This window comes from Sulfuritalea sp., assembly GCF_031426875.1.
Classification (GTDB): Bacteria; Pseudomonadota; Gammaproteobacteria; order Burkholderiales; family Rhodocyclaceae; genus Sulfuritalea.
The window spans coordinates 1-21345 of the sequence record NZ_JASJPC010000065.1 but is presented as its reverse complement, the minus strand read 5'-3'; the positions used below and the strand labels follow the sequence as shown (position 1 = coordinate 21345).

At 61.6% G+C, this 21345-nt stretch carries 24 protein-coding genes; 6 read left to right on the top strand and 18 right to left on the bottom strand.

Annotated features, from left to right (window positions below; all coding sequences use genetic code 11):
- The first annotated feature begins 90 nt into the window (after positions 1-90).
- The 3 genes from RMO95_RS22185 (at position 91) to RMO95_RS22175 (ending at position 3484) form a co-directional block, all read left to right on the top strand.
- A complete protein-coding gene (locus RMO95_RS22185) occupies positions 91-663 on the top strand; it encodes a hypothetical protein (RefSeq protein ID WP_310452871.1) in 573 nt (190 codons plus the stop codon).
- 133 nt (positions 664-796) lie between these two features.
- Positions 797-2149 (top strand): GTPase HflX, encoded by a 1353-nt coding sequence (gene hflX, locus RMO95_RS22180; RefSeq protein WP_310452870.1) that lies wholly within the window; start codon positions 797-799, stop codon positions 2147-2149.
- A gap of 63 nt (positions 2150-2212) precedes the next feature.
- A complete protein-coding gene (locus RMO95_RS22175; protein ID WP_310452869.1) occupies positions 2213-3484 on the top strand; it encodes a hypothetical protein in 1272 nt (423 codons plus the stop codon).
- Positions 3485-3505: 21 nt separating this feature from the next.
- Here RMO95_RS22175 and RMO95_RS22170 read toward each other — a convergent pair whose 3' ends face one another.
- From RMO95_RS22170 to RMO95_RS22145, 6 genes are all read right to left on the bottom strand, one after another.
- Positions 3506-4072 (bottom strand): DUF2889 domain-containing protein, encoded by a 567-nt coding sequence (locus RMO95_RS22170; RefSeq protein WP_310452868.1) that lies wholly within the window; start codon positions 4070-4072, stop codon positions 3506-3508.
- A gap of 114 nt (positions 4073-4186) precedes the next feature.
- The gene (locus tag RMO95_RS22165; RefSeq protein WP_310452867.1) at positions 4187-4621 is read right to left on the bottom strand and encodes an iron-sulfur cluster assembly scaffold protein; all 435 of its coding nucleotides are present in this window, start codon (positions 4619-4621) and stop codon (positions 4187-4189) included.
- A gap of 126 nt (positions 4622-4747) precedes the next feature.
- Complete coding sequence (locus RMO95_RS22160) at positions 4748-5962, bottom strand: SufS family cysteine desulfurase (protein WP_310452866.1); 1215 nt, start codon at positions 5960-5962, stop codon at positions 4748-4750.
- On the bottom strand, positions 5959-7596 hold the full coding sequence (locus RMO95_RS22155; RefSeq protein ID WP_310452865.1) for a molybdopterin-binding/glycosyltransferase family 2 protein: 1638 nt from the start codon (positions 7594-7596) through the stop codon (positions 5959-5961). The genes RMO95_RS22160 and RMO95_RS22155 overlap by 4 nt, the downstream gene beginning before the upstream one ends.
- Complete coding sequence (locus RMO95_RS22150) at positions 7593-8300, bottom strand: XdhC family protein (protein WP_310452864.1); 708 nt, start codon at positions 8298-8300, stop codon at positions 7593-7595. The genes RMO95_RS22155 and RMO95_RS22150 overlap by 4 nt, the downstream gene beginning before the upstream one ends.
- Positions 8297-8620, bottom strand: a complete 324-nt coding sequence (locus RMO95_RS22145; protein ID WP_310452863.1) for an XdhC family protein — start codon at positions 8618-8620, stop codon at positions 8297-8299. The genes RMO95_RS22150 and RMO95_RS22145 overlap by 4 nt, the downstream gene beginning before the upstream one ends.
- A 262-nt stretch (positions 8621-8882) precedes the next feature.
- Between RMO95_RS22145 and RMO95_RS22140 the strand changes: the two genes are divergently transcribed.
- The 3 genes from RMO95_RS22140 (at position 8883) to RMO95_RS22130 (ending at position 11135) form a co-directional block, all read left to right on the top strand.
- Positions 8883-10253 carry a TrpB-like pyridoxal phosphate-dependent enzyme gene (locus RMO95_RS22140; protein ID WP_310452862.1) on the top strand — a complete coding sequence of 457 codons (1371 nt, stop codon included), beginning with the start codon at positions 8883-8885 and terminating at the stop codon, positions 10251-10253.
- A 298-nt stretch (positions 10254-10551) separates the two neighbouring features.
- A complete protein-coding gene (locus RMO95_RS22135) occupies positions 10552-10830 on the top strand; it encodes a type II toxin-antitoxin system RelE/ParE family toxin (RefSeq protein WP_310452861.1) in 279 nt (92 codons plus the stop codon).
- On the top strand, positions 10830-11135 hold the full coding sequence (locus tag RMO95_RS22130) for a HigA family addiction module antitoxin (protein WP_310452860.1): 306 nt from the start codon (positions 10830-10832) through the stop codon (positions 11133-11135). The genes RMO95_RS22135 and RMO95_RS22130 overlap by 1 nt, the downstream gene beginning before the upstream one ends.
- Before the next feature lie 260 nt (positions 11136-11395).
- Here RMO95_RS22130 and RMO95_RS22125 read toward each other — a convergent pair whose 3' ends face one another.
- The 12 genes from RMO95_RS22125 to RMO95_RS22070 all read right to left on the bottom strand — a co-directional run bounded on the left by RMO95_RS22125 (position 11396) and on the right by RMO95_RS22070 (position 21141).
- Positions 11396-11719: a transcriptional regulator gene (locus tag RMO95_RS22125; protein ID WP_310452859.1), complete on the bottom strand. Its 324-nt coding sequence runs from the start codon at positions 11717-11719 to the stop codon at positions 11396-11398.
- Positions 11716-12069, bottom strand: a complete 354-nt coding sequence (locus RMO95_RS22120; protein WP_310452858.1) for a type II toxin-antitoxin system RelE/ParE family toxin — start codon at positions 12067-12069, stop codon at positions 11716-11718. Before RMO95_RS22120 ends, RMO95_RS22125 begins: the two co-directional genes overlap by 4 nt.
- Positions 12070-12834: 765 nt before the next feature.
- Entirely contained in the window at positions 12835-13584 is a 750-nt protein-coding gene (locus tag RMO95_RS22115) for a sulfite exporter TauE/SafE family protein (protein WP_310452857.1), read from the bottom strand.
- Positions 13585-13634: 50 nt separating this feature from the next.
- Positions 13635-14678, bottom strand: coding sequence for a 2Fe-2S iron-sulfur cluster binding domain-containing protein (locus RMO95_RS22110; protein WP_310452856.1), 1044 nt, complete (start codon positions 14676-14678; stop codon positions 13635-13637).
- A gap of 28 nt (positions 14679-14706) precedes the next feature.
- Complete coding sequence (locus RMO95_RS22105) at positions 14707-15606, bottom strand: ABC transporter permease (RefSeq protein WP_310452855.1); 900 nt, start codon at positions 15604-15606, stop codon at positions 14707-14709.
- Entirely contained in the window at positions 15599-16429 is an 831-nt protein-coding gene (locus RMO95_RS22100; protein WP_310452854.1) for an ABC transporter ATP-binding protein, read from the bottom strand. The genes RMO95_RS22105 and RMO95_RS22100 overlap by 8 nt, the downstream gene beginning before the upstream one ends.
- A 117-nt stretch (positions 16430-16546) precedes the next feature.
- A complete protein-coding gene (locus RMO95_RS22095; protein ID WP_310452853.1) occupies positions 16547-16879 on the bottom strand; it encodes a Rieske 2Fe-2S domain-containing protein in 333 nt (110 codons plus the stop codon).
- A 17-nt stretch (positions 16880-16896) separates the two neighbouring features.
- Positions 16897-17358 (bottom strand): Rieske 2Fe-2S domain-containing protein, encoded by a 462-nt coding sequence (locus RMO95_RS22090; protein WP_310452852.1) that lies wholly within the window; start codon positions 17356-17358, stop codon positions 16897-16899.
- Positions 17359-17396: 38 nt separating this feature from the next.
- Positions 17397-17897, bottom strand: coding sequence for a methanesulfonate monooxygenase (locus RMO95_RS22085; protein WP_310452851.1), 501 nt, complete (start codon positions 17895-17897; stop codon positions 17397-17399).
- A 57-nt stretch (positions 17898-17954) separates the two neighbouring features.
- On the bottom strand, positions 17955-19247 hold the full coding sequence (locus RMO95_RS22080; protein ID WP_310452850.1) for an aromatic ring-hydroxylating dioxygenase subunit alpha: 1293 nt from the start codon (positions 19245-19247) through the stop codon (positions 17955-17957).
- A 175-nt stretch (positions 19248-19422) separates the two neighbouring features.
- Complete coding sequence (locus tag RMO95_RS22075) at positions 19423-20451, bottom strand: ABC transporter substrate-binding protein (RefSeq protein ID WP_310452849.1); 1029 nt, start codon at positions 20449-20451, stop codon at positions 19423-19425.
- A gap of 108 nt (positions 20452-20559) precedes the next feature.
- Positions 20560-21141: a type 1 glutamine amidotransferase domain-containing protein gene (locus RMO95_RS22070; protein WP_310452848.1), complete on the bottom strand. Its 582-nt coding sequence runs from the start codon at positions 21139-21141 to the stop codon at positions 20560-20562.
- Between the last annotated feature and the right edge of the window lie 204 nt (positions 21142-21345).

The window sequence follows — 21345 nt, the reverse complement described above, 5'->3', positions numbered from 1 at the left end:
TCGAAATACCCGCGCCAATGCGCGCCAGCGCACGGAAAGCAACGCAGCGCAAGGCCACCATCGGACCGACACCGTCCCAAGGAGCCCTTCATGAAACGTTCTTCGCTGTTCGCCATCGCCGCTTGCACGCTCGCATTCGCACCCGCGGCGTGGGCCGCTACCGTCACCACCATCACACCGCATGCAAACAGGGTTGCGCTGCAAAACGGCCAGGCCACGATACGGTTTACCGTCGCGGGCCAGGGCAACGAGGCCACCGATTGCGGCCTCTGGATCGAATATGGCGACAACGGTTCGCCGGACACCCGGATCGTCGGCAGGGAAGAGGGTCTGCTGCCGCGCGCATTCGATCACAACTTCACCGCGCCGGGCCAGTACACGGTCACCGCCAAGGGGCAGCGGGTGAAGCAGACCTTTGGTTGCAGCGGCGCGGCGTCGACCGTCGTCACCGTGCTTGAGGAACGTCAGAGCCGCCGGCAAGCCGCCGCCCAGGCCTGTCCGGACGGCTGGATGCTGCGCGAAGGATCGTTCAAGCGCGAGACCGGCGCCTTCACCTGCACACCCGCCTACCCCGCGCAACCGATGGACTGCGGGCCAGGCCTGCGCTATTTCGAGAGCGACAACATGATCGGCTGCCGCGCAACGGGCAGGGGACGCAACTGAGCGACGCAACTGAGGAACGCAGCTGTACGACGAAACCGGCAGGCCCGGGCCTGCCTGCCCCGGGGCCGATGCCGGCGACCGGCGCGTTGACGGGTACTATCCGGCTTTATCCATCCAAAGAAGCCATCCCCGAATGCGAAAAGAAGTCAAAGAGCAGCCCAGATACGCCGTCGTGGCCTCCGTGCAACTGCCGAACGTGAGCGACATCGAGTTCGAAGCCTCGCTGGCCGAACTGCGTGACCTGGCCAAGACCCTGGGTTACATCATCACCGCCACCTTCACCCAGAAGCGCGGGAGCTTCGATTCGACGGCATACATGGGCACCGGCAAGCGCGAGGAGATCCGCAGCTTCGTCGATAGCGAACCGGCACCCGGAGCCTTCGAGAAACCCCTGCACGCGGCTGCCGATCCCGAGGCCGGCAAGATCGAAGCGATATTCGTCGACCATGAAATCTCGCCCTCCCAGGCGCGCAACCTCGAAAAGGAAGTCGGCTGCGAGGTGATGGACCGCACCATGGTCATCCTCGAAATCTTCCACCGCCACGCGACCTCCCGCGCCGCGCGCGCACAGGTGGAGATCGCGCGGCTGGGCTACATGGCGCCGCGCCTGCGCGAGGCGGCCAAGCTGGCCGGGCCGCAAGGGCGGCAGCGCAGCGGCACCGGCGGGCGCGGTGCCGGCGAATCGCACACCGAACTGGACAAACGCAAGATCCGCGACCGTATCGCCGAACTGCAGCAGGAAATCATCGCCATGGATGCCGAGCGCAAGACGCAGCGCGCAAGGCGGCTGGAGCGCCAGGGGCTGGCCGGCGTGGCGCTGGTCGGCTACACGAATGCCGGAAAATCGACGCTGATGCGCGCGCTGACCGGCAGCGAGGTGCTGGTCGAAAACAAGCTCTTCGCCACGCTGGACACTACCGTGCGCGCGCTGCAGCCCGAGAGCAAGCCGCGCGTGCTGGTCAGCGACACGGTCGGCTTCATCAAGAATCTGCCGCACGGGCTGGTCGCCTCGTTCAAGTCGACGCTCGAAGAGGCGCTCGACGCCGCGCTGCTGCTGCACGTCATCGACGCCAGCGATCCCGGCTACGAGCGTCAGTTGGCGGTCACCGACAAGGTGCTGGCCGAGATCGGCGCCAAGGACGTGCCGCGCATCCGCGTCTTCAACAAGATAGATCACGTCGGCGACGCCGCGGCGCAAACCGCACGCGAAGCAGCGCTGCGCGCCGCCTACCCGGACTGCATCGTCATGAGCGCGCGCCGCGCCGAGGACATCGCGGCGCTGCGCGAGGCGATCGTCGGCTTCTTCCAGCAGGGCCTGGTCGAGGCCGAGCTGTTCCTGCCCTGGTCGGCCCAGCAAAGGCGCAACGAAATCTTCGCCAGTTGCGAAGTGCTGGAAGAGCGCGCCGACGAGCAAGGCGCCTTCCTGCGCATACGCGGCGAGCGCGAGGCGGTGAAGGGGCTCAGCGAGCAGTTCGGCCAGACCTGAAACCGACGGCCAGCCCAGCCTGAAGCAGCACAAGGCGCGCTGCCTGCCGCTATCATGGCCGCCATGAAGCAGGCCAGCGTAGCGGGACGCCACGACATCTTTGGGATCATCGTGCTGATGATCGGCGCCGGCATTCTTGCCCTCGGCAGCGGCATCGCGCCGCATCTGCTGGAGGACAGCAACGCGCCGATGTGGGTGCTGCTGGCGAGCGGGGCCCTCTTCGCCCTGCCCGGCCTCATGCTGCTGAGCCAGGGGCGCATGCCCGCCTGGGTGCAGACTCTGCTGGGCAACTGCCTGCTCACTCTGTTCGCTGTGATCCCGGCCTGGGTGGCATGGGGCGGCGACTCCCGCGCCTTTTCCGGCTCCGGCGGCCTTCTCGGCCTGATCCTCGGCCTGAATTTCGCCAATCTCGGTAGGCTGGCCTTCGCCGTCGCCGCCCTGATCATGGGCCTGGTCGCGCTGTTTGCCTGGACCGCCTGGATCGCCCGCCTCGGCTGGGCGGGCCGCGCCTGCCTGCTGGCGGGGGCCTTCCTCGCCGCATGGCTGCTGCTGGTCGCGATGCCCGCCGAGCCGCGCTGGCCGGATTCGGTCGACGACCACGAACGGCTCGCGCGCTACGCGCTGATGGTCGAAGACGAAGGCTGGAGCCGCATCGGCGGCCGCCATCCGCGCCGCTGGTACTACCCGCCCTGGCGCAATATCGAGCAATGGACCAAGGCGGCCCGCAGCCGGCTGGCCGCCGTTCGCGCGCTGCCCGCAGGACAGGCCGCGCTGCTCGTGCCGCGCATCGCCACGGCGCCCATGATCGACGGCGCGATCGGCGAGGCCGAATGGCTCGGCGCACTGCGCGTCGCACTGGCGCCCGAGGCACTCGGCAGTTCGGTGCGGGTCGCCGGCGAGGGCCGCCGGCTTTACCTGGCGGCCGACGTGCCCGCCGACACGACGGCCGACGGCTTCGACCAGTTTCGGGTCTGGTTCCACATCGGGCTGTCGCCCTGGCTGGCTAACGAACGAGCCTTGGTCGATCGCTCCGGCGGCGTCAACGTGTTGCGCGCGACGCGCTTTCCCTGGGGCGACAATCCGCCGCGTTCGCGCACCGACTGGCATATCTACGAAAAGGCGGCCGGGGCGTCGAGCCTGGATGGTCACCGCCGCTTCGAGCTGGCGCTCGACCTGGACGAAGCCGGCATTGTGCCGGGCGTCGCCTTCCCGCTCTGGCTGGAGATCGAGGGCGATCCCGTGCGCGATGCCAACCGCAAGTTCACGGCGCGCAGCAATCTCGGTCAGGCCGGCAGCTACGAAGCGCCGCTGTGGTTCCGCGTCGCGGCGGACTGAGCGCAGACCAGCCGATCCGTCCTACTTTTCCGGCGGCGCCAGCTCCGGATATTCCTGCAGTATCGTCTCCCCGTCCCGACGCCAGGCGTGGCAATGATCGACAAAGCCCAGCGTGCTCTTGTCGGGCCACTGGCGCGGGTCGCTGGCCACCGCCATCTGCCGCGCGATGCGGTCGGGCCATGAAGCCTGCATGTAGATGTTGGCGGCCTGCGCCACCAGTTCGGTAACGTGGGTGCAGCCCTCGACGCCGCCGAGCAGCATCTTCACCTGCTGCGAAAAGCCTGGGCCGATGCGCAGGCCGATCAGCTTGCGGTAGGCGTCATCGGTGCCGCCGCACATGGCCCAAGGCGCGATCTGCGTGCTGGCCCGGACATCCTGGATGCTGTCGTCGCCGTCGATGGTCAAAGTCAGGGACATGCGGTGCATGTACTCGCCGACCTGCACCGGCGGCCGCGAACGGAAGGCGACCTCCTGGCCTTTTTCGTCGCTCACCGTGGCTTCGATTTCCAGAAACCCGTTTTTCAGGCGGAAGGCGCGGCAGGTGATTTGCCGCGTATGCACCAGTTGGCGCTCGTTATCCTTGGTCATGTGAATTCTCGTAAAAATGCTGCATGGGAGTATCGGCGCAAGGCCTGGATCGCCGTGGCGCCAGCGCCAACTCTTGATCCCGGCCGACCCGGGCGTCGTCCGGGTGCAGGGACTTCATGGTTTCGCCGCGCCGGCGCGCAGGGCGTCGATCAGTGCGCGGAAGGGCAGCAGCACGCAGCGATGCCGGCTGGCATAGGCGCGGGCCGGGGCGAACATCGCAAGTTCGGGCCACGCCGCGGGACCGGGTGCGGCGCCTTTCAGCATCGCCTCGAGTTCGTCGGCGACTGCCTCGATTGCGGCGGCGTCCTGGCCCACCGCACGCGCCCCGAGCAGCGACGCTGCCGCCCGACACAGCAGGCAGCCTTTGGTCTGATGGGCGATGGCGGTAATGCGCCCGCCATCGAGCGCGACCTGCATGCGTACGCGATCGCCGCACAGCGGGTTGTCGAGCCTGGCTTCGCCATTGGCGCTATCCAGTTGGCCGTGGCCATGGGCGGCCTGCGCCATTTGCTTGATGGCCTCCTGGTAGAGGGCGTTGCTGTCGTTCATCCTGAAAACCTCAGTGCAATCCGCAGATGAGGCAGATTACGCAGAGACAAAATGGAGTAGCCAGGCAAGCTTCTGGTCTGTCTGCGTAAATCGGCGAAATCTGCGGACCAAATGCTTTTTGCAGGTTCATAGCAATATCCGCCTCACCTCGACAAGACCGTCGAGCAATGCCTGGATATCGGTCTCGTCGTTGTAGAGCGCGATGCTGGCGCGGGTGCAGGCCTCGACGCCGAGCGCCGCCAGCAGCGGTTGCGCGCAATGATGGCCGCCGCGCAGCGCCAGATCGCGGCTGTCGAGCACCTGGCAGACGTCGTGCGGATGCAGGCCGGGAATGTCGAAGGAAACGATGGGCGCGCGCGAAGCCGAGGCGCCCGGCCCCAGCAGCCGTAGTTGCGGAACGCGCTGCAGGCCCGCGATCAGGATTTCGCAGAGCCTGCTCTCACGGGCATGTATCTGCGCCCAATCCAGCGTCATCATCCATTCCAGCGCGGCGGCGAGGCCGACCGCCTGGGCGATCGGCGGCGTGCCGGCCTCGAAGCGCTGCGGCGGCGCGGCCCAGGTGGTGAGCGCGGGCGTGACCTCGCCGATCATGCCGCCGCCGCCGAGGAAGGGCGGCATCTGCGCCAGCAGCTCCGCCCGGCCCCACAGTACGCCGACGCCGCCCGGGCCGAAGCATTTGTGGCTGGAAAAGGCATAGAAATCCACGCCCAGCGCCTGCACGTCCTGCGGCCCATGCTGCACCGCCTGCGCACCGTCGAGCAGCACCCGGGCCCCGGCCTTGCGCGCCGCGGCGACGATGGCGGCGACATCGGTCCAGGCGCCGGTGACGTTGGAGCACTGCGTGACGGCGACCAGGCGGCAGCGGCTGCCCATGAGTTGCGGCAGGCGCTCCAGGTCGAGTACGCCGTCGGCGCCGACCGGAATCAGCGCCAGTTCGATGCCGGTCCGTTCGCGCAGCATCTGCCAGGGCACGAAATTGCTGTGATGTTCGGCGACCGAGATCAACACGCGGTCGCCGGCCTTGAGCGTATTGCCGAAGGCCTGCGCGACGAGATTCAGCGCGGCCGTGGCGCCCGAGGTGAACACGATCTCCTCGGCCGAGCCGGCATTGAGGAAGCGCGCGACGCTTTGCCGTGCCGCATCAAAGGCGCGATCCGCCGCCTCGGCCAGACGATAGGTGCCGCGCATGACATTGGCACGGCTGGTGGTTTCGTGCCGGATCACCGCATCGAGCGCCGCACCATGAATCTGCGCCGTCGCCGCACTGTCGAGATAATGCAGCTTGGGCGCTGCGGCAAGCAACGGGAACTGGCCACGCAGGGCGGAAACGGCGGCGTTCATCGCAGCGGCAGCTGTTCCAGCGCGGCCGGCGTGTCGACGTCGGCGAAGATCGCCTCGTCGTCGCAGGCGGCGGTATCGATGCGATCGGCATGACGCTGCAGCAGTTCGCGCGCGCCGATGTCGCCCTGCACCTGTTGCATCTCGGCGAAGAATTCACGCGGCCACAGGATGGGATTGCCGCGCCGACCCTGCTTCATCGGCACCACGATGTTGCCGCGCTGCGGGTCGAAGGCGTCGACCAGCCGGTCGATGTGCCCGGCATCGATGCAGGGCATGTCGCCGAGCATCACCACCACGGCGTCGATGTCGCCCGGCAGCGCCTGCAGGCCGGCGCGCAGCGAGGAAGCCATGCCCGATTCATGCGAGGCGTTGTGGGCGAATTCGAGTTCGAGCCCGGCGAGGCTCTGGCGCACCGCAGCGGCATCGTAGCCGGTGACGACGACAACGCCGACGCAACGCGAGGCCAGCGCGGCGTTGGCCGCACGGCGCACCATCGGCACGCCGCCGACCGGGGCCAGCAGCTTGTTGCTGCCCGCCATGCGCCGGCTGCTGCCCGCGGCCAGCACCAGGGCCGCAACGCGACGGCCGGCGGCGACGCGCCTTGCGGCGGGCTCCACGGCGTCGGGATCCTCCTCGGCCTCGGGCGCGCTGCGGATCAGGCCGCCGACACCCATGGCCATGATTTCGGCGGCGCCCATCGGCAGTCCGGCCAGCATGCGCTGCAACACCCAATCGAGGCCGTTGGTTCGCCGCGAACGGGCGCAGCCGGGCAGGATGATCACCGGCACCTCGCCGATACGCGCCAGCAGCAGCATGTTGCCCGGCTCGACCGGCATGCCGAAATGGATGATCTCGCCGCCGGCGGCGACGATGGCGGATGGAATGGTGTCGGCGCGATCCTTGGGCACCGTGGCGCCGGCGATCATCAGCAGATCGCAACCGGCGGCCAAAGCTTCGCGCAGGGCCAGCGCCACGGCATCACGGCGATGGGCACAGCGCTGCACCAGGCCGAGGTGGGAGCCCAGGTCCTCGATGCGCCGCCTGCTGCTGGTGACAGCCATGGCGTAGTTCTTCGCGGGGTCACCGGGCTGCTCGGTAACGATCAGCCCGGCACGCTGCTGCCGGAACGGCAACAAGCCCAGCGCCGCGCCCTGTCCGCCCTGTCCACCCTGTTCGGTCTGTTCGACGCAGCGGGCGATGAGCTCGCGGCCGACAGCCAGAGGAATGATCTTGACCGTGGCGACCACGGCGCCGGCCCGCACGGCAGTCAACGGCGGCAAGGTGGCAACGGTGACCGACTCGTCGATGCGATTGATCCGGTCGATGATGTCGGCATCGACGGTAACCAGGCCGCGCTGCGTTGCATGCAGGTTGCAGCGCCCGGTGTAAGCCTTGCGTGCGACGATGCCCGCGCCCGACAGCAGCGCGGCGACCGTTGCCGCGGCGGCATCTTCGGCGAGATCGTCGGCGGCAAGCCGCGCACCATAGACGCTGGCATGACCGGCGGCGGCCAGGGCCTGAATGTCAGCGCCGGTGAGACGGCGCCCCTTCTTCATGGCGCCGTCGGGCAGGCGCAGGCTGTGCGCCAATAGCAGGCCGTCGCATTCCGCCAGCGGAAATTCGCCGAAGATCATGCGCCTGTTGCCACGCGGTCGCCGCGGTAGCGGACCTGGATCACTTCGGCGAGGATGGACACGGCGATTTCAGCCGGCGCACGGCCGCCGAGGTCGAGGCCGATCGGCGAGTGGATGCGCCCCGTCAGCTCGCCCAGCCCGGCGGCGCGCAGGCGTTCGAGGCGCTTCTCATGGGTGCGCCGGCTGCCCAGGGCGCCGATATAGAAAGCCGCGCTCGGCAAGGCCAGTTCCAGCGCCGGGTCGTCGAGCTTCGGATCGTGCGACAAAGCCACCAGCGCCGTTGCCTCGTCGAGACCCAGACGCGCCAGCGCTTCGTCGGGCCATTCGTCGCTGAGTTGCACGCCGGGAAAACGCTCGGCCGAGGCGAAGGCGCCGCGCGGATCGATCACCACCACCTCGAAACCGGCTGCAGCCGCCATCGGCGCCAGGGCCTGGGCGATATGCACGGCGCCGACGATCAGCAGACGCGGCGGCGGCACGTAAGCACGCGCGAAGAACCCTGCCGCACTGGACAGAGATGAGCTGCGCCCGGAACTCAGGAGCCCGCGCGCCTCGGCGAGCTGCTCCGCCGACAGCGGCAGCTCGCCCTCGCAACTTGCGGCATCGAGCAGGCACTGCGCACCGTCGACCAGCCGCGTCACCACCATCAGCGGCTGCCGCCGCTGTTCCGCCGCAGCGATCCGGGCCAGCGTCGTGCGCTTCATTCGACCGGCTCCACGAAGACCTGGACGCGGCCGCCGCAGGCCAGCCCGACCTGCCAGGCCTGCTCGTCGCTGACGCCGAATTCCAGCAGTTGCGCCTGGCCCGTGGCCATCACCTGGGCCGCGGCATCGATCACGGCGCCTTCGATGCAACCGCCGGACACCGAACCGAGGAAATGCCCCGCATCATCGACCACCAGATGACTGCCCTCGGGTCGCGGCGACGAGCCCCAGGTGCTGACCACCGTGGCCAGCGCCGCCGACTTGCCAGCCGCCCGCCATTGCTGCAGGATTTCAAACACGGATACGCTGTCGGTCTGCATGTTTCGCTTTCTCTCTCGCGGCTGCCCGGAACCAGGGTTTTGGACGGCTAATATTGCGGCAAACGGCCGGCGGAAAAAACCATCTCAAAGAAGTTGACATAGCGCCAACTGTTTGCATACAGTGTACCGTATCCCGAATTGGACATGGCGACCGAGGGCGAAACTTACTTTGACCCGCCTTCGACCTGTCCCTGATCCAGGATTGAAGCGCAGCAAACCAGGCAGTCCCGGCAGCCCACAACAAATATCGAGGAGACTAGACATGCTACACACCCGCATTATGCTGGATGAGAGCGAGATACCGACCCACTGGTACAACGTCGTGGCCGACATGCCCAATCCGCCGCTGCCGCCCCTGGCGCCGGACGGCAACCCGGTGTCACCGGAGCAGATGCTGGCGATCTTCCCCGGCAACCTGCTGGAACAGGAAATGAGCGCCCAGCGCTGGATCGAAATTCCGGAACCGGTTCGCGAAATCTACCAACTGTGGCGTCCGACGCCCCTGGTGCGCGCGCACCGTCTGGAGAAGGCTCTCGGCACGCCGGCCAAAATTTTCTTCAAGTACGAGGGCGTCAGCCCCTCCGGGTCGCACAAGACCAACACCTCGGTACCGCAAGCCTATTACAACAAGCAGGCCGGCTTCTCGCGCCTGACCACGGAAACCGGCGCCGGCCAATGGGGCTCCGCGCTGGCGTTTGCCGGGCAGATGTTCGACATCGACGTGCGCATCTATATGGTGAAGATCAGCTACGAGCAGAAGCCCTATCGCCGCTCGATGATGCAGACCTGGGGCGCCAATGTGTTCCCCAGCCCGACCAACATGACGAATGCGGGCCGCGCAGCGCTGGCAGCCGATCCGGACAACCAGGGCAGCCTCGGTCTGGCGATTTCCGAAGCCGTCGAGGAAGCCGCCTCGCGCCCCGACACCAACTATGCGCTGGGCTCGGTGCTCAACCATGTGCTGCTGCACCAGACCATCATCGGCCAGGAAGCCAAGAAGCAACTGGAGAAAGTCGGCGAGTATCCCGACATGGTGTTCGCCCCCTGCGGCGGCGGATCGAACTTTGCCGGCATCGCCTTCCCCTTCCTCGCCGACAAGGCCGCAGGCAAGAAGGTGCGCCTGGTGGGCGTCGAGCCGACCTCCTGTCCATCGATGACCAAGGGCGTGTATGCCTACGACTACGGCGACGTTTCCGGCTACACGCCGCTGATGAAGATGTACACGCTGGGCCACAACTTCATGCCTCCCGGCATCCATGCCGGCGGCCTGCGCTACCACGGCGAATCCCCGCTGGTTTCGCAGCTGTACCACGAGAAGCTGATCGAGGCGGTGGCCGTGCCGCAGGTGGCGACCTTTGCCGCCGGCGTGCAGTTCGCCAAGGCGGAAGGCATCATCCCGGCGCCGGAATCCTGCCACGCGATTCGCGCGGTGATCGACGAGGCGCTGCGCTGCAAGGAATCCGGCGAGCCGAAGACGCTGCTGTTCTGTCTCTCGGGCCACGGTCACTTCGACATGGCATCCTATGACCGCTACCTGTCCGGCAAGCTCGAGGACTTCGACTATCCGAAGTCACTGGTGGACGAGGCGCTCAAGGGTCTGCCCGACGTCGACTGGCCGCCGAAAGCTGCCTGAGCCTGAAGCAATTTTGACGAAAGGGGGCGCAAGCCCCCTTTTGCATTGACGCGCCGTCAAGGCAAACGGGGCAGTCTGCGGCGCAGACGGGATGCCGCGAAAATACTTCAGGCCCGCAAATCGGCCGTTGCTACCGTTGGCCTCTGGTCAGGTGAAATCTGGTCAGGCGAAAGGCTGTTATCCGGCAGCTTGCTGCCGTTGAGGCGGTAAGCCAACGGAAGAGCCGCTTCCTTCACCATCAAAAAGTGTGTAATCGCATATATTGCATCGTGTAATTCGTTACATTACACTGGTGCGCATGATCAAGAGCTTCCGGCACAAAGGCCTCGAACGCTTCTTTCGCAAGAACGATTCCCGCGGTGTTCAGGCGCAGCATGCCAGCCGCGTCGGACGAATTCTCAGCCTGCTGGACGAAGCAAGCAGTCCCGAACAGTTGAACATTCCAGGCTTGTTTCTTCATCCGCTGAAGGGCGAAAGGAAGGGCGAATGGGCGATGACAGTGTCGGGCAATTGGCGTGTCACGTTTTGCTTCGACGGTGAAGACGTGATCGCGGTTAACCTGGAGGACTATCACTGATGGCCAAGTCTCTAAGAGATCCGAACCGGCGCCCGACGCATCCTGGCGCCATCTTGCGCGAGGATGTGTTGCCTCACCTGGGCATGACCCAGAAGGACTTCGCCGATCGCCTCGGTGTGTCCCGGCTGACTGTGTCTGAGGTGATCCATGAGAAGCGCCCCGTAACGCCGGACATGGCCATGCGCCTGGGTCGACTTCTGGGGAATGGTCCCGAGATCTGGTTGCGAATGCAGCAGACTCTCGACCTATGGGAGCTTGAGCAGCACGGCAACTATGAACATATAGAGGTGTTGAAGGCCGCATGAGTTTTGAGGCATCCGCCTTCGCAGTGGTCTCTGATCGGCCAATTCCTGCCGGTCGCTGTTACATTTCAAGGCTATTTGCAATCTGAGGTTGGAAATAGCTGATTGGGGCACAGTGAATGATGCTCATCTACCTGGGTCTCTTGGCTGGGAAAGGATATCCGCCAACACGCGGTAAGTGCCAACACCAGATCGTGCGGGTGGCAGATGCAAGAAAGTCGGGCTCAGCGATTCGGCTTTCTGCGCTTTGGAGAGGCTACCGCCTACGCTGTTTCGACAACTCGCACATCGAACGCCACCTTGAGCCAATTCTGGATAGCGCTGAAGATTGCAGCCAGGTTGTCCATGCTGGGGTTGCCTCTTGGGGACAGCATGCGATGCAGGCTCTTGCTGGGCTTGTGAGTGAGTTCGGCCAGGCTTTCAAATCCGACTGTCGCATTCACGAGTTCGCGGAGAATGAGGCGAGCTGTGTCAGGTTCGCCACTGAGAAATAGCGTTGCTGCTTCATCGAGAAGCGCCTTGGCGAAGTCTGGATCGCGCTCAACGCGTTCGACAACGGTTTGCTTGAAATCACGGGTCAGCGTCATGCTTTCTTCCCTTTCCTAGGTGTGGCGAGGGTCTTTTTTCTCGCCTTGTATTCATCATGAAGCGCCACCGCCTGATCGATGGCTTTTTGCTGCCCTTTCTTGGTGCTGCCACCGAACAGAATGATTAGCGCTTCGCCATCCTTGGCCAGGTAAATGCGATATCCCGGCCCCCAGTCGACCTTGTACTCACCAATACCTCGGAACCATTCGACGTTTGAGGTATTACCCAGTTCCAACCGAGTCTTGGCGACCGTTACTTTCGCTGCGGCCTGTGCATCAAGCGCGTCAAACCACGTCTGGTACGGATTGGCTCCGTCTTCCCTGATGTATTCTTCAAGCTTGATCTTCATGGTCATATGGTAACGTATAGGTTACTAATAAGCAAGATTTGACCATGAACGGGCAATCTCTTCTGACGACCGGCCGCTTCCAGGAAGCAAGATTCCACTGGCCGCTTTCCGGCAATCAATCTTGGAAGGCGACAGTCGCATCGGTGCCCGGAGCGGTCACATGACGGTTGCGAGCTCTTTGGCAGCTTACTGATCGGAAACCTGCCGCTCGAGATTCGGGGGTGGCGGTCCAGTCCTCGGCCAGAACGGCCGTTCGACCGGGGCGGCGTTTTGGGCAGCAATGGATCGGTTACCTGCCGCTCGGAGGAAATTCGACTCGAACGTCAGCATCCTGATCTGTCGAACTCACACTGCGTGCCCTTTGCTGTCTGATGACAAAGGTAATCGATTTGGCTGCTTACCGATCACCTAGGAGTCATTGAGCTGAATTTGGTATCGTGCAGTAGTTCCTCCAAAGGCGCCGATGGGTATTCGATTCGCTCCACCAGCAACGTACGACGCATGGGACACTGACTTACCCGAGTAACGCGAATAGCTGCTTTGACGTCGTAAGCCGGCCTGATCTGACCCGAAGCGAAAGTCGACGGATTTTGGACCCGGCCGCTCTATAGTCCAATCCAATTCAAGCGCTCATTTCGCCAAATTGCCGGGTGTCGCGCTCCAATACAACCAACCGCCGCGAAATGCTTCATCTATGCGGCGCCGACTATTATCAGTCACTAGGCTACCGATCACTGCCTTCCTCAATTCTCCAATGACTCGCCACTAGAATTCACCAATTGCGCGCCGCAGCAGGCTCGCTCCGGCAAGCATCAGAAGCAGCCAGATCGCCTTGACCACATTTCCAGCTGGAAGCGCCTGGTGAAGGCGGCTGCCGATCGCCAATCCGACAAGGACACACGGAAGAAGCATCACCGCAAGCAGCAACAGCCCTTGCTGAAGATAGAGTCCCGCAGTGACAAAGACTGCCAGCCTCGACAAGCCGGCTAGTGTAACCATCGAACTCAGGGTAGCTCTCAACACGGATTTCTGTTGAAGGCGGCGCGCTAGGTAAACCGCGAATACCGGGCCGCCCGTACCGAATGTCGCAGCAAAAATGCCGCCTATCGTTCCCAGTGGGATCACCCATCCGGGCGCGATTATTCCGGCGCCGGGAGGGAAGAGCAGGCTCCAGGCCGGATAGCTGATGAGAAAGGCACCGAGGACGAAAAGCAGCCACCGGTCCGGCACGTTGACGAGCACCGTTGCGCCGAGCACCACGCCGAGCAGCATGAAGGGAATGATGCGACGCAACTCCTTCTGGTCGATCGCGCCCCGATTGCGCAGCCCGAGCGTCAAGCCCGCCGTCAGATCGAAAATCACCATCATCGGGACCGTGAAGCGCAACGCAAAAAAATGCGCCAATAAAGGGACAGCGACGAGGGAGGCGCCAAAGCCAGTCAGGCCATAGACGACATAGGCCAGAACGACAATGAACCCCGCCCAGACTATCGTTTCAACTGGAAGGGAGAGCACTCGCGTCCACGGGTTGAAGAACGTGTAGTGGCATGGCGGTTGCCCCCAGGTCAGCCAAACTTGTCATAGCGAATTTCGGTGGTCGGCAATCGTGCTTCGAGCAGCAGCATCCTTATGGCGGCCTCGACTCCCAATGGCGTTCCCGCCAAATATGCCCGGGTCCGATCGTAACGGCCGGCCATGGCGCGAGACGCGGCTTCATGCACAAATCCCATCTCGAAACGCAGGGACGGATTGCGTTCCCGCAGTTCAGTCGGCACCGGCTCGTCCGACAGCGCTATGGTCACCGCAACGCTTTCCGGAAAGCGCTCCACGAGCGCGCCCAGTTCGCGCAGGAAGAAGACGTCTCGCGATGTCCGGACGCCGAAAAAGACATCGGCCCGATGGTGCGACAGGTGATCGCTGCTCGCCGCATGACCCAGGATGGACATGATCCCGGCAATGCCCGTGCCACCCGCAATGCAGAGCAGATTCCGCTCCACTCCGACCTCGAAGCTTGCGGCACCGAGAGGGCCGAAGAGGGTCACCGGAACGCCGGCCGGGCGGTTGCCGAACATTCGATCCGAGAAACCACCGCCCGGCTTTTTCTTGATGACGAATTCGAGCGTACGCGCCGACTGGCTGAAATTGACCATCGAGTAGGCCCGCGCACCCTGCAGGCCGGGAAGGCCGACCAGCATGAACTGGCCGGCGAGGAAGCTGCAGGGATCCCGCAACTCAACGCCAAATCGCATCACGTCGTGAGTGAGCGATACAACGTCGATCAGAACCCCTCCATGCTCGCGGGGAACCGGGGTAGCCTGCCCGGCTTCCGGCAGGTTGCGGCGCAACTGGATGACGCAATCCTTTTTGGCGGCATGCTGGCACATCAACAACTCGCCCGCACCCGACTTGAGATATTTGCGCCCAGGCGCCTCGGGCCACAAGTCATCGACTTCCCCCTGAATCAGGCTGGCGCGACAGGCACCACAAGTGCCGCTCCCACATTCGTACGGCAGGGCGAAGCCATTGCGCAGCCCTGCCTGGAGGATGCGTTCTCCCGCGTTCGCATCGAAGCGAACACTTCGATCCTTGCCGATTATTTTGATGTTCACGCTGGCTCCTGGCGTCGGCTCGGCAATGTCAGTGCTGCATGCCCCATTTGCGGACAGTTCTGGCCTCGATCTGGCAGAATATGACGTTCTCGACGAACAGCCCGATCAGAATCACCGTAAGCAGTCCGGCAAATACGTTGCCGATTTCCAGATCGTTCTTGTTGAGGTAGATGAACCAGCCCAGACCTCCGGAGCCCGAACTCACGCCAAATACCAGTTCCGCTGCGATCAGCGTCCGCCACGCGAAGGCCCAGCCGATCTTGAAGCCGGTCAGGATCGAGCAAAATGCGGCGGGGATGAGAATGGACGTCACGTAACCGAATCCGCGCAGACCGGCGTTTCTTCCCACCATGCGCATCGTATTGCTGACCGCCATGAACCCGGAATGCGTATTGAGCGCCACCGGCCAGAGTACGGAATGCACCAGGACGAAGACAAGGCTGCCGTTGCCCAGTCCGAACCAGATTAGCGCCAGAGGCAGGAGCGCAATCGCCGGAAGTGGATTGAACATTGCCGTCAGCGCCTCAAGGAAGTCGGTGCCGATGCGGGAAGTGATGGCGATCACGGCCAGCAGCGCTGCGAGCGCGATGCCTATGGCGTATCCCGTCAGCAGTATGCGCAACGAGTTCCAGGCCCGGGATGGCAGTTCGCCTGTCACGGTACTGTTCCATAAGGACTCCAGCGTCCCGGAGAATGTCGGGAATAACAGCGGATTACCCAGCCAGATCGCATAGAGTTCCCAAAATACGGCGAGACTCAGAAGGATCATGGTCTTGCGCAGCCATCCTTGGTTGTACAGTTTTTCCCATGACGTCAGAGGCTTCACCACCACGCCATTGCCCGTGGTCGGCAAATCGTCGATGACGAACTCGGTTCGGGGTGTGCTCAATTGCCTGCGCTGGAGCGCGGCGTTGGCGGCACTATTCATGAAACGTACCTCCCTGGTCTTCGACCGGTTGGGCAAAGAGCAAACGATTGATCCGGTCCGACAGACGCAATCCGCTGGCTTCGTCGAGATCGTCTTCGCCCGTGCTGTTCAGCTCGGCCTTGACCTGACCGGGGTGTGGCGACAGCAGCAGGATTCGATTGCCCAGGGCGACCGCTTCCAGAATTGAGTGGGTAACAAACAGGACCGTGAAATGCGTGTCATCCCAAAGTCGCAGTAGTTCGTCCTGCATCTTTCGGCGCGTCAGCGCGTCCAGCGCAGCGAACGGCTCATCCATGAGGAGAATCTGCGGCTCCATTGCCATCGCGCGGGCAATGGCCACTCGCTGCTTCATGCCGCCCGACAGCATGTGGGGATAGGTATTGGCGAACTTGGCTAAGTTCACTTTCTCGATGTACTGCATGGCCTTGTCTTCGGCGGCTTTCCCCCTCAGGGTACCGCTCTTGATCAATGTGAAGGCAACATTCTCCTTCACGGTCTTCCAGGGGAGCAGCTGATCGAATTCCTGAAATACCATCATTCGATCGGGGCCCGGCGCCGTGACGTCGACGCCGTTTAAACGGATGTTTCCCTCCGTCGGCGAAAGAAAGCCTCCCACCGCCTTGAGAAGAGTAGATTTGCCGCATCCGGAGGGGCCGAGCAGGATGTAGCGGTCGGACTTCATGACCTCGAAGTTGACTCGATAGGTCGCGGTAACGAGATGCTCTTTGGTCTTGTATTGAAGCGTGACGCCCTTGACTTCCAATAACGGCGTTGTTGCCGCGGTGCACTTGTGCGCTAACCCCAGATCATCGTGCATCAACATCGGTTTGGTCTCCTCCAGCATCGTTGGGGCTTATAGTTGTGTATTGCTCCTGATAGTTGATTACGGAGTTGTCGCATGCCCTGAGTAGCGACGTCATCCGCCTCTTCATGTCCTGGCTTAGCAGTCGTACTCGTAACTCAATTCCTTTTCGACGTTGACATAGACCTCACCGGCTTCCTGCCGTGTCTCGTACTTCAGGAGCGGCGCTTCCGCCTGGCCCATCGGTGCCCCGTCTTCAATGTTCCATTGCCACAGATGCTTGGTGCACGTCAGCACACAACCATCGAAGATGCCTTCGGCGAGTGCCGTGAGCATATGGGGGCATGCGGGCGGAATCACGTTAACCGCATCGCCACTGCGAATGACGAGAACGTCGATGCCATCAATGGTCATGGATTTCATTGACTTGTCATCAATATCGCTTACGGCACATACTTTTCTCCAATTCATCGCGAACCCCTGCCGTATCAGTCGCTGTCTTTCGTGCTGAGCACGCGGATGGCTTTGTTATCAAATCCAGGCTCCCACAAATTGATCAGCAGGCAAGTCGTATCCTTTCCCGTTTGCACTGGGGAACAAGTCGCGTGTTCAAAATCGAGTGCCGGCCCCACGATGTTCACATCCACAAATATATCGTCGCCCACCATCTTGGTCCGATAGCGCTGCGGTCCCGTCGCGGCAACGCCGGCCGGCCCCCCATCCTGCGAATCGGCGTCATTCCGATGCTTGTTGCAGGCCGGCTTGCCGCCATCGAAGCAGTCGGCGAAGTCCCTGTTTATTAGTGCCTTAGCCATGTGATGACAGAATGGCGACAGTGCATAGATCACATCGGCCACATGAACAACGAGGATATCGACGTCATCGACACGGCGCATCGCCATCGAATTCTTTGGCAGCTCGTTACTGCCACAAAGTCTTGACCAACTCATATTGAAATGCTCCGCGCGGACTGGCTAGTTTTAATGGATTACAGCGGGTAGTGGGATCCGATGTCGACCTGGCGCGTGTCAAGCGCTACGACACGCTTTTTCAGATTCACTTTGCCAGCATCGAGACCAATCACGTCCATATACTTGCCCACGGCGAACAGGCTAGTTACGCCGGACTCAAAATGCGAATTGATGCCGTCGAGTTGTGTGCGATAGATTGTGACTAAAGTCAGGGCGTTCGCCTGATTTAGTTCTGGATCGAATTCGACCTTATATACCGTAGCATGGCGCGTAAGCTGCGAACGATCGGAGTTATGCTTCGGCAAGAGATCGAATATTGATTTCAGGCCCTTGTAGTCTCTTTCCATCCAACACTGGTCTCTGCGGATCTCCGGGCTGTAATTCACGATCGAATAGTTGAACACCGACTTGTCGCACAATTCAAGGTAGTCGTTCCACTTCTCGGCGTTGAGCATCAGGCAGCTCTCGTAAATCAGTTCATGAACCTGCTGCACAGCCATCTCCCGGGATGCCCCCATGGTTTTGCACTCCTTCAAAATGAATTGGTTCGTTCTGTCGCGATGGTCATTGAACCGTCACTCGTCGGTACGGCGCGACGGATCACATGCCAAACGGCCCATCAGGCGGCTCCACTCTTCGTAATATGAGCGCAAACCAATTTCGTCGTGAATGGTATTGTTCTCCTCTCGGGCCATGACCAGGTATTTGCTGCCTGACCCTTCGCGCATCGCGATCGACTGGTTCTGCACCACCAGAAGATCCTCATGGAGATTTCTTCCGAACGGGCCCCAGATCGTGTCGTGATCAAGAATTCGTTCACGTCGTTCCTCCGGCGTATCTTCCTTGAGCCCAAACCCTCGAATCTCTATCAATACCTTGTCGGTACTTATGGGCGTCATCACGCTTACGCGCAGACATGAGGCGCGCAGGCTGTAGGTGCAACCGGGGAAGATGTTCAGTTGCTTCCAGCCATTCAGCGGCATTCCGGGAAAGGTCAGTCCCCGATCCTTGGCGCCTTCATAGGCATCATAGGTAATGCTGGTCAGTCCCGTTGCCGCATGGCCATTGGGGAATGCCGTGTATTTGCGATCGAAATAGCCCTTCTGCAGCATTCCGGTTGCTCGGTTATGGTAATGCAGGTAGTCGTGATAGAACTCGCGACTGGTCTCGTGCCACAGCTTGAAATTGGTTCGGACGACTGCCTTCTGGTAGTGGAAGACTTCGAGCGGAACCGTGTCAAGCTCGGTTGCCATGAAGTCGAAGGCGTTTCCAGTGAAGTCGGCAAGCGGACCACAATTGTCGTCAAGGTTTACCCAGACAAACCCGCCGTGCGCGACTTCCGTGCGCAACTCGCGCAAGCCCATCTGGGCTTTGCACAAGCGGTCCTGGTAGCCGGCTTTCTCGCGGGGAATTTCGACGCAGCGCCCGGTGGCATCGAACTGCCAGCCGTGGAACATGCAGGTCATGTTGCGAGGGTTTCCCGATGGCGAGCCTTCACCGAGGTTGCCGGCGGGCGCGCGCATCACGATGTTGCCGCGATGAGGGCAGACGTTCAGGAAGCTCCTGATCTTGTTGTCGGCGCCACGTACGACGACGATGGGTTTCGTACCTGCGACGCCGCTGGTCCGGAAGTCAAGCGGGGCGCTCAATTCACTTTCGTGACAGATCGGGAGCCAGACCTTATTCCAGATCTTGTCAATCTCTTCGTCGTAGATCGCCAGATCGGTGTAGACCCGTGTATCCAGGTAATGCGTGTCGGGGAGATTCGGCCGTTGCGACCATTCCGCCAGGTTGCGGGCACGGCCCTGCTTGCTCTGCGTGCCATTTTCTGCCGCGTGACGTTCTGCGGCTACCGACTGACTGGACATGAACTCCTCCTAACTTTCAGTAGTTAATTTAGTCATGCGACTCATGCGAATGAGTCGCATATGTGGAAGTTTACACGGTGTTGTTTGAATGTCAAGCACTACTGATGCTAACGAAAAGGCGGAACGACGCACGCACCTTCCAAATGGGAAAGCGGGCGCGTCGTGACAGTCCATTTCAGCTGCCGGGCTCTGCGTGAACCTCCTGAAAATACACATCCTTCCAGTTCGACGGATTGTTCTTGATTCCCTTCACCCGGTACATGAAGTCGGCGTACTTCATGATGCCCTGCGGCGTGGACGTAACAATAAATTCCGGGTCTTCGAGGATTTTTTGCACGAACTCGGGCGCCAGCTTGCTCTGCTCTTCCGCTATGTAGAGCTCTGCCGCGGCGCGCTTGTCCTTGTTGATGATTTGCACAGCCTCCTTCAAGGCATCGAACACTGCCTGATAGGTTTTTGGATTCCCGTCATGGAACTTTTTCGTCGTGTAGAGCGAATTCAGCGTACTCGCGCCACCCAGTACCTCGTACGAGCTGAGTACGCGGCGGACATTCGGGTTTTGGAGTTCTTGCTCCTGGAAAGGCGAGTTCGCGAAGTGGGCGTTGATCTCGGTCCCGCCACTGGTGAGTGCCGCCAAAGCATCCGGGTGCCTCATCGCCACGGTCAGATCCTCCAACTTGGCGTAATTTTCCAGGCCGAACGCCTTCGCTGTTGCCATCTGTAATACGATCGCCTGAATCGACACTCTCACCGCCGGCAGGGCGATTTTGTCGCCTTTGCCAAAGTCAGCGATCGATTTGACGCGAGGGTTGGTCGTATTGAGATACAACGGCATTGAGCCGAGCGAGGCTACTCCGCGCACGTCCAGGTTGCCCTTGGTCTTGTCCCATATCTTGAGCAACGGGCCAACCCCCCCGGAAGCAATATCGAGGGACCCAGCAAACAGCGCCTCATTCATAACATTACCCGCACCAAACTGGGTCCACGTTACTTTGATCGTTGGCAGTCCAAGACGCTGCGCATGCTTCTCAACGAGTTGGTGCTTCTTCATAACTGTCAGCGGCAAGTAATTGACGCCAAATTGCTGTGCGATGCGTACTTCGCTCACTTCGGCAGATGCAGATCCTGCAGGCAGGAGAAGCGACGTCGCCATGCCGAGGTAAGCGACGAGCCTTCCAAATCGGAAACCATGTTTAGCAATCATGTTCTTCTCTCCTTTTAACACAGCGAAAAACCAATTGAGGGCGCCGCTCCAATAGGTGGATTCCTAGGAAATGCGTCACTGGTCAGCCAGGCATCTACCCTGTACTGTTCAGGCAGCCACGCGCAGAGAGGCGCTTGCAAGGGCGCTGACGATGGCGCGACAGAAAGCAGGAAGATCGGACGGCTTTCTGGATGTGATGAGATTTCCGTCGCAAACCACTTCTGCGTCCTCGTAATGGCCACCGGCGTTATTAAGATCGTCCTTGATGGAAGGCGCCCCTGTAACGCGTTTGCCCCTTATTGCGTTGGCAGAAGCCAGCATCCAGCTGCCGTGGCAGATTGCGGCAACGACCCTCCCCTTTTCGACGTGATGGCCGACCATTTCGACCATTTCGGAACTGAGACGCATCAGGTCGGGAGCGAAACCTCCGGGAATGATGAGCGCATCGAACAGCTTTCCTTTTGCCATGTCGGCCTGGGTGTCTGCAACTACGGGATAGCCAAGCTTGGACAAGTAACGGCCGGCTAAAGGTCCTATGATCGACACCTCAGCCCCTCCTTCCTGAAAACGAAAGATCGGGTACCACACTTCCATTTCTTGGTAATTGTTTTCGACGAATATCGCAATGCTCTTGCCTGAAAGTTCCATAGCCATGCTCCTTGTTGTTGGGGAATAGACCTTGTCATACATTCGACTCATACGTATGATGCGCCCTTTTACCATGCCGTATTTCCGCAAGTCAAATTCGGATTGAGACTATGAGCTGTAGGGTTATATCGACCATGTATACTTTCCTTGCCCTCCATTTCAACGAAAGGGCCATCCAACCCGCAAAGCGCAGAGCCGGCCCCAGGAAATCGGACAGCGAGATGAGTGATAGCCTTGCCCAAGCAA

Coding starts and splice junctions, on each gene's coding strand:
- RMO95_RS22185 (WP_310452871.1), top strand. CDS start 91: ATGAAACGTTCTTCGCTGTTCGCCATCGCCGCTTGCACGCTCGCATTC.
- hflX (WP_310452870.1), top strand. CDS start 797: ATGCGAAAAGAAGTCAAAGAGCAGCCCAGATACGCCGTCGTGGCCTCC.
- RMO95_RS22175 (WP_310452869.1), top strand. CDS start 2,213: ATGAAGCAGGCCAGCGTAGCGGGACGCCACGACATCTTTGGGATCATC.
- RMO95_RS22170 (WP_310452868.1), bottom strand. CDS start 4,072: ATGACCAAGGATAACGAGCGCCAACTGGTGCATACGCGGCAAATCACC.
- RMO95_RS22165 (WP_310452867.1), bottom strand. CDS start 4,621: ATGAACGACAGCAACGCCCTCTACCAGGAGGCCATCAAGCAAATGGCG.
- RMO95_RS22160 (WP_310452866.1), bottom strand. CDS start 5,962: ATGAACGCCGCCGTTTCCGCCCTGCGTGGCCAGTTCCCGTTGCTTGCC.
- RMO95_RS22155 (WP_310452865.1), bottom strand. CDS start 7,596: ATGATCTTCGGCGAATTTCCGCTGGCGGAATGCGACGGCCTGCTATTG.
- RMO95_RS22150 (WP_310452864.1), bottom strand. CDS start 8,300: ATGAAGCGCACGACGCTGGCCCGGATCGCTGCGGCGGAACAGCGGCGG.
- RMO95_RS22145 (WP_310452863.1), bottom strand. CDS start 8,620: ATGCAGACCGACAGCGTATCCGTGTTTGAAATCCTGCAGCAATGGCGG.
- RMO95_RS22140 (WP_310452862.1), top strand. CDS start 8,883: ATGCTACACACCCGCATTATGCTGGATGAGAGCGAGATACCGACCCAC.
- RMO95_RS22135 (WP_310452861.1), top strand. CDS start 10,552: ATGATCAAGAGCTTCCGGCACAAAGGCCTCGAACGCTTCTTTCGCAAG.
- RMO95_RS22130 (WP_310452860.1), top strand. CDS start 10,830: ATGGCCAAGTCTCTAAGAGATCCGAACCGGCGCCCGACGCATCCTGGC.
- RMO95_RS22125 (WP_310452859.1), bottom strand. CDS start 11,719: ATGACGCTGACCCGTGATTTCAAGCAAACCGTTGTCGAACGCGTTGAG.
- RMO95_RS22120 (WP_310452858.1), bottom strand. CDS start 12,069: ATGAAGATCAAGCTTGAAGAATACATCAGGGAAGACGGAGCCAATCCG.
- RMO95_RS22105 (WP_310452855.1), bottom strand. CDS start 15,606: ATGAATAGTGCCGCCAACGCCGCGCTCCAGCGCAGGCAATTGAGCACA.
- RMO95_RS22100 (WP_310452854.1), bottom strand. CDS start 16,429: ATGTTGATGCACGATGATCTGGGGTTAGCGCACAAGTGCACCGCGGCA.
- RMO95_RS22095 (WP_310452853.1), bottom strand. CDS start 16,879: ATGAATTGGAGAAAAGTATGTGCCGTAAGCGATATTGATGACAAGTCA.
- RMO95_RS22090 (WP_310452852.1), bottom strand. CDS start 17,358: ATGAGTTGGTCAAGACTTTGTGGCAGTAACGAGCTGCCAAAGAATTCG.
- RMO95_RS22085 (WP_310452851.1), bottom strand. CDS start 17,897: ATGGGGGCATCCCGGGAGATGGCTGTGCAGCAGGTTCATGAACTGATT.
- RMO95_RS22080 (WP_310452850.1), bottom strand. CDS start 19,247: ATGTCCAGTCAGTCGGTAGCCGCAGAACGTCACGCGGCAGAAAATGGC.
- RMO95_RS22075 (WP_310452849.1), bottom strand. CDS start 20,451: ATGATTGCTAAACATGGTTTCCGATTTGGAAGGCTCGTCGCTTACCTC.
- RMO95_RS22070 (WP_310452848.1), bottom strand. CDS start 21,141: ATGTATGACAAGGTCTATTCCCCAACAACAAGGAGCATGGCTATGGAA.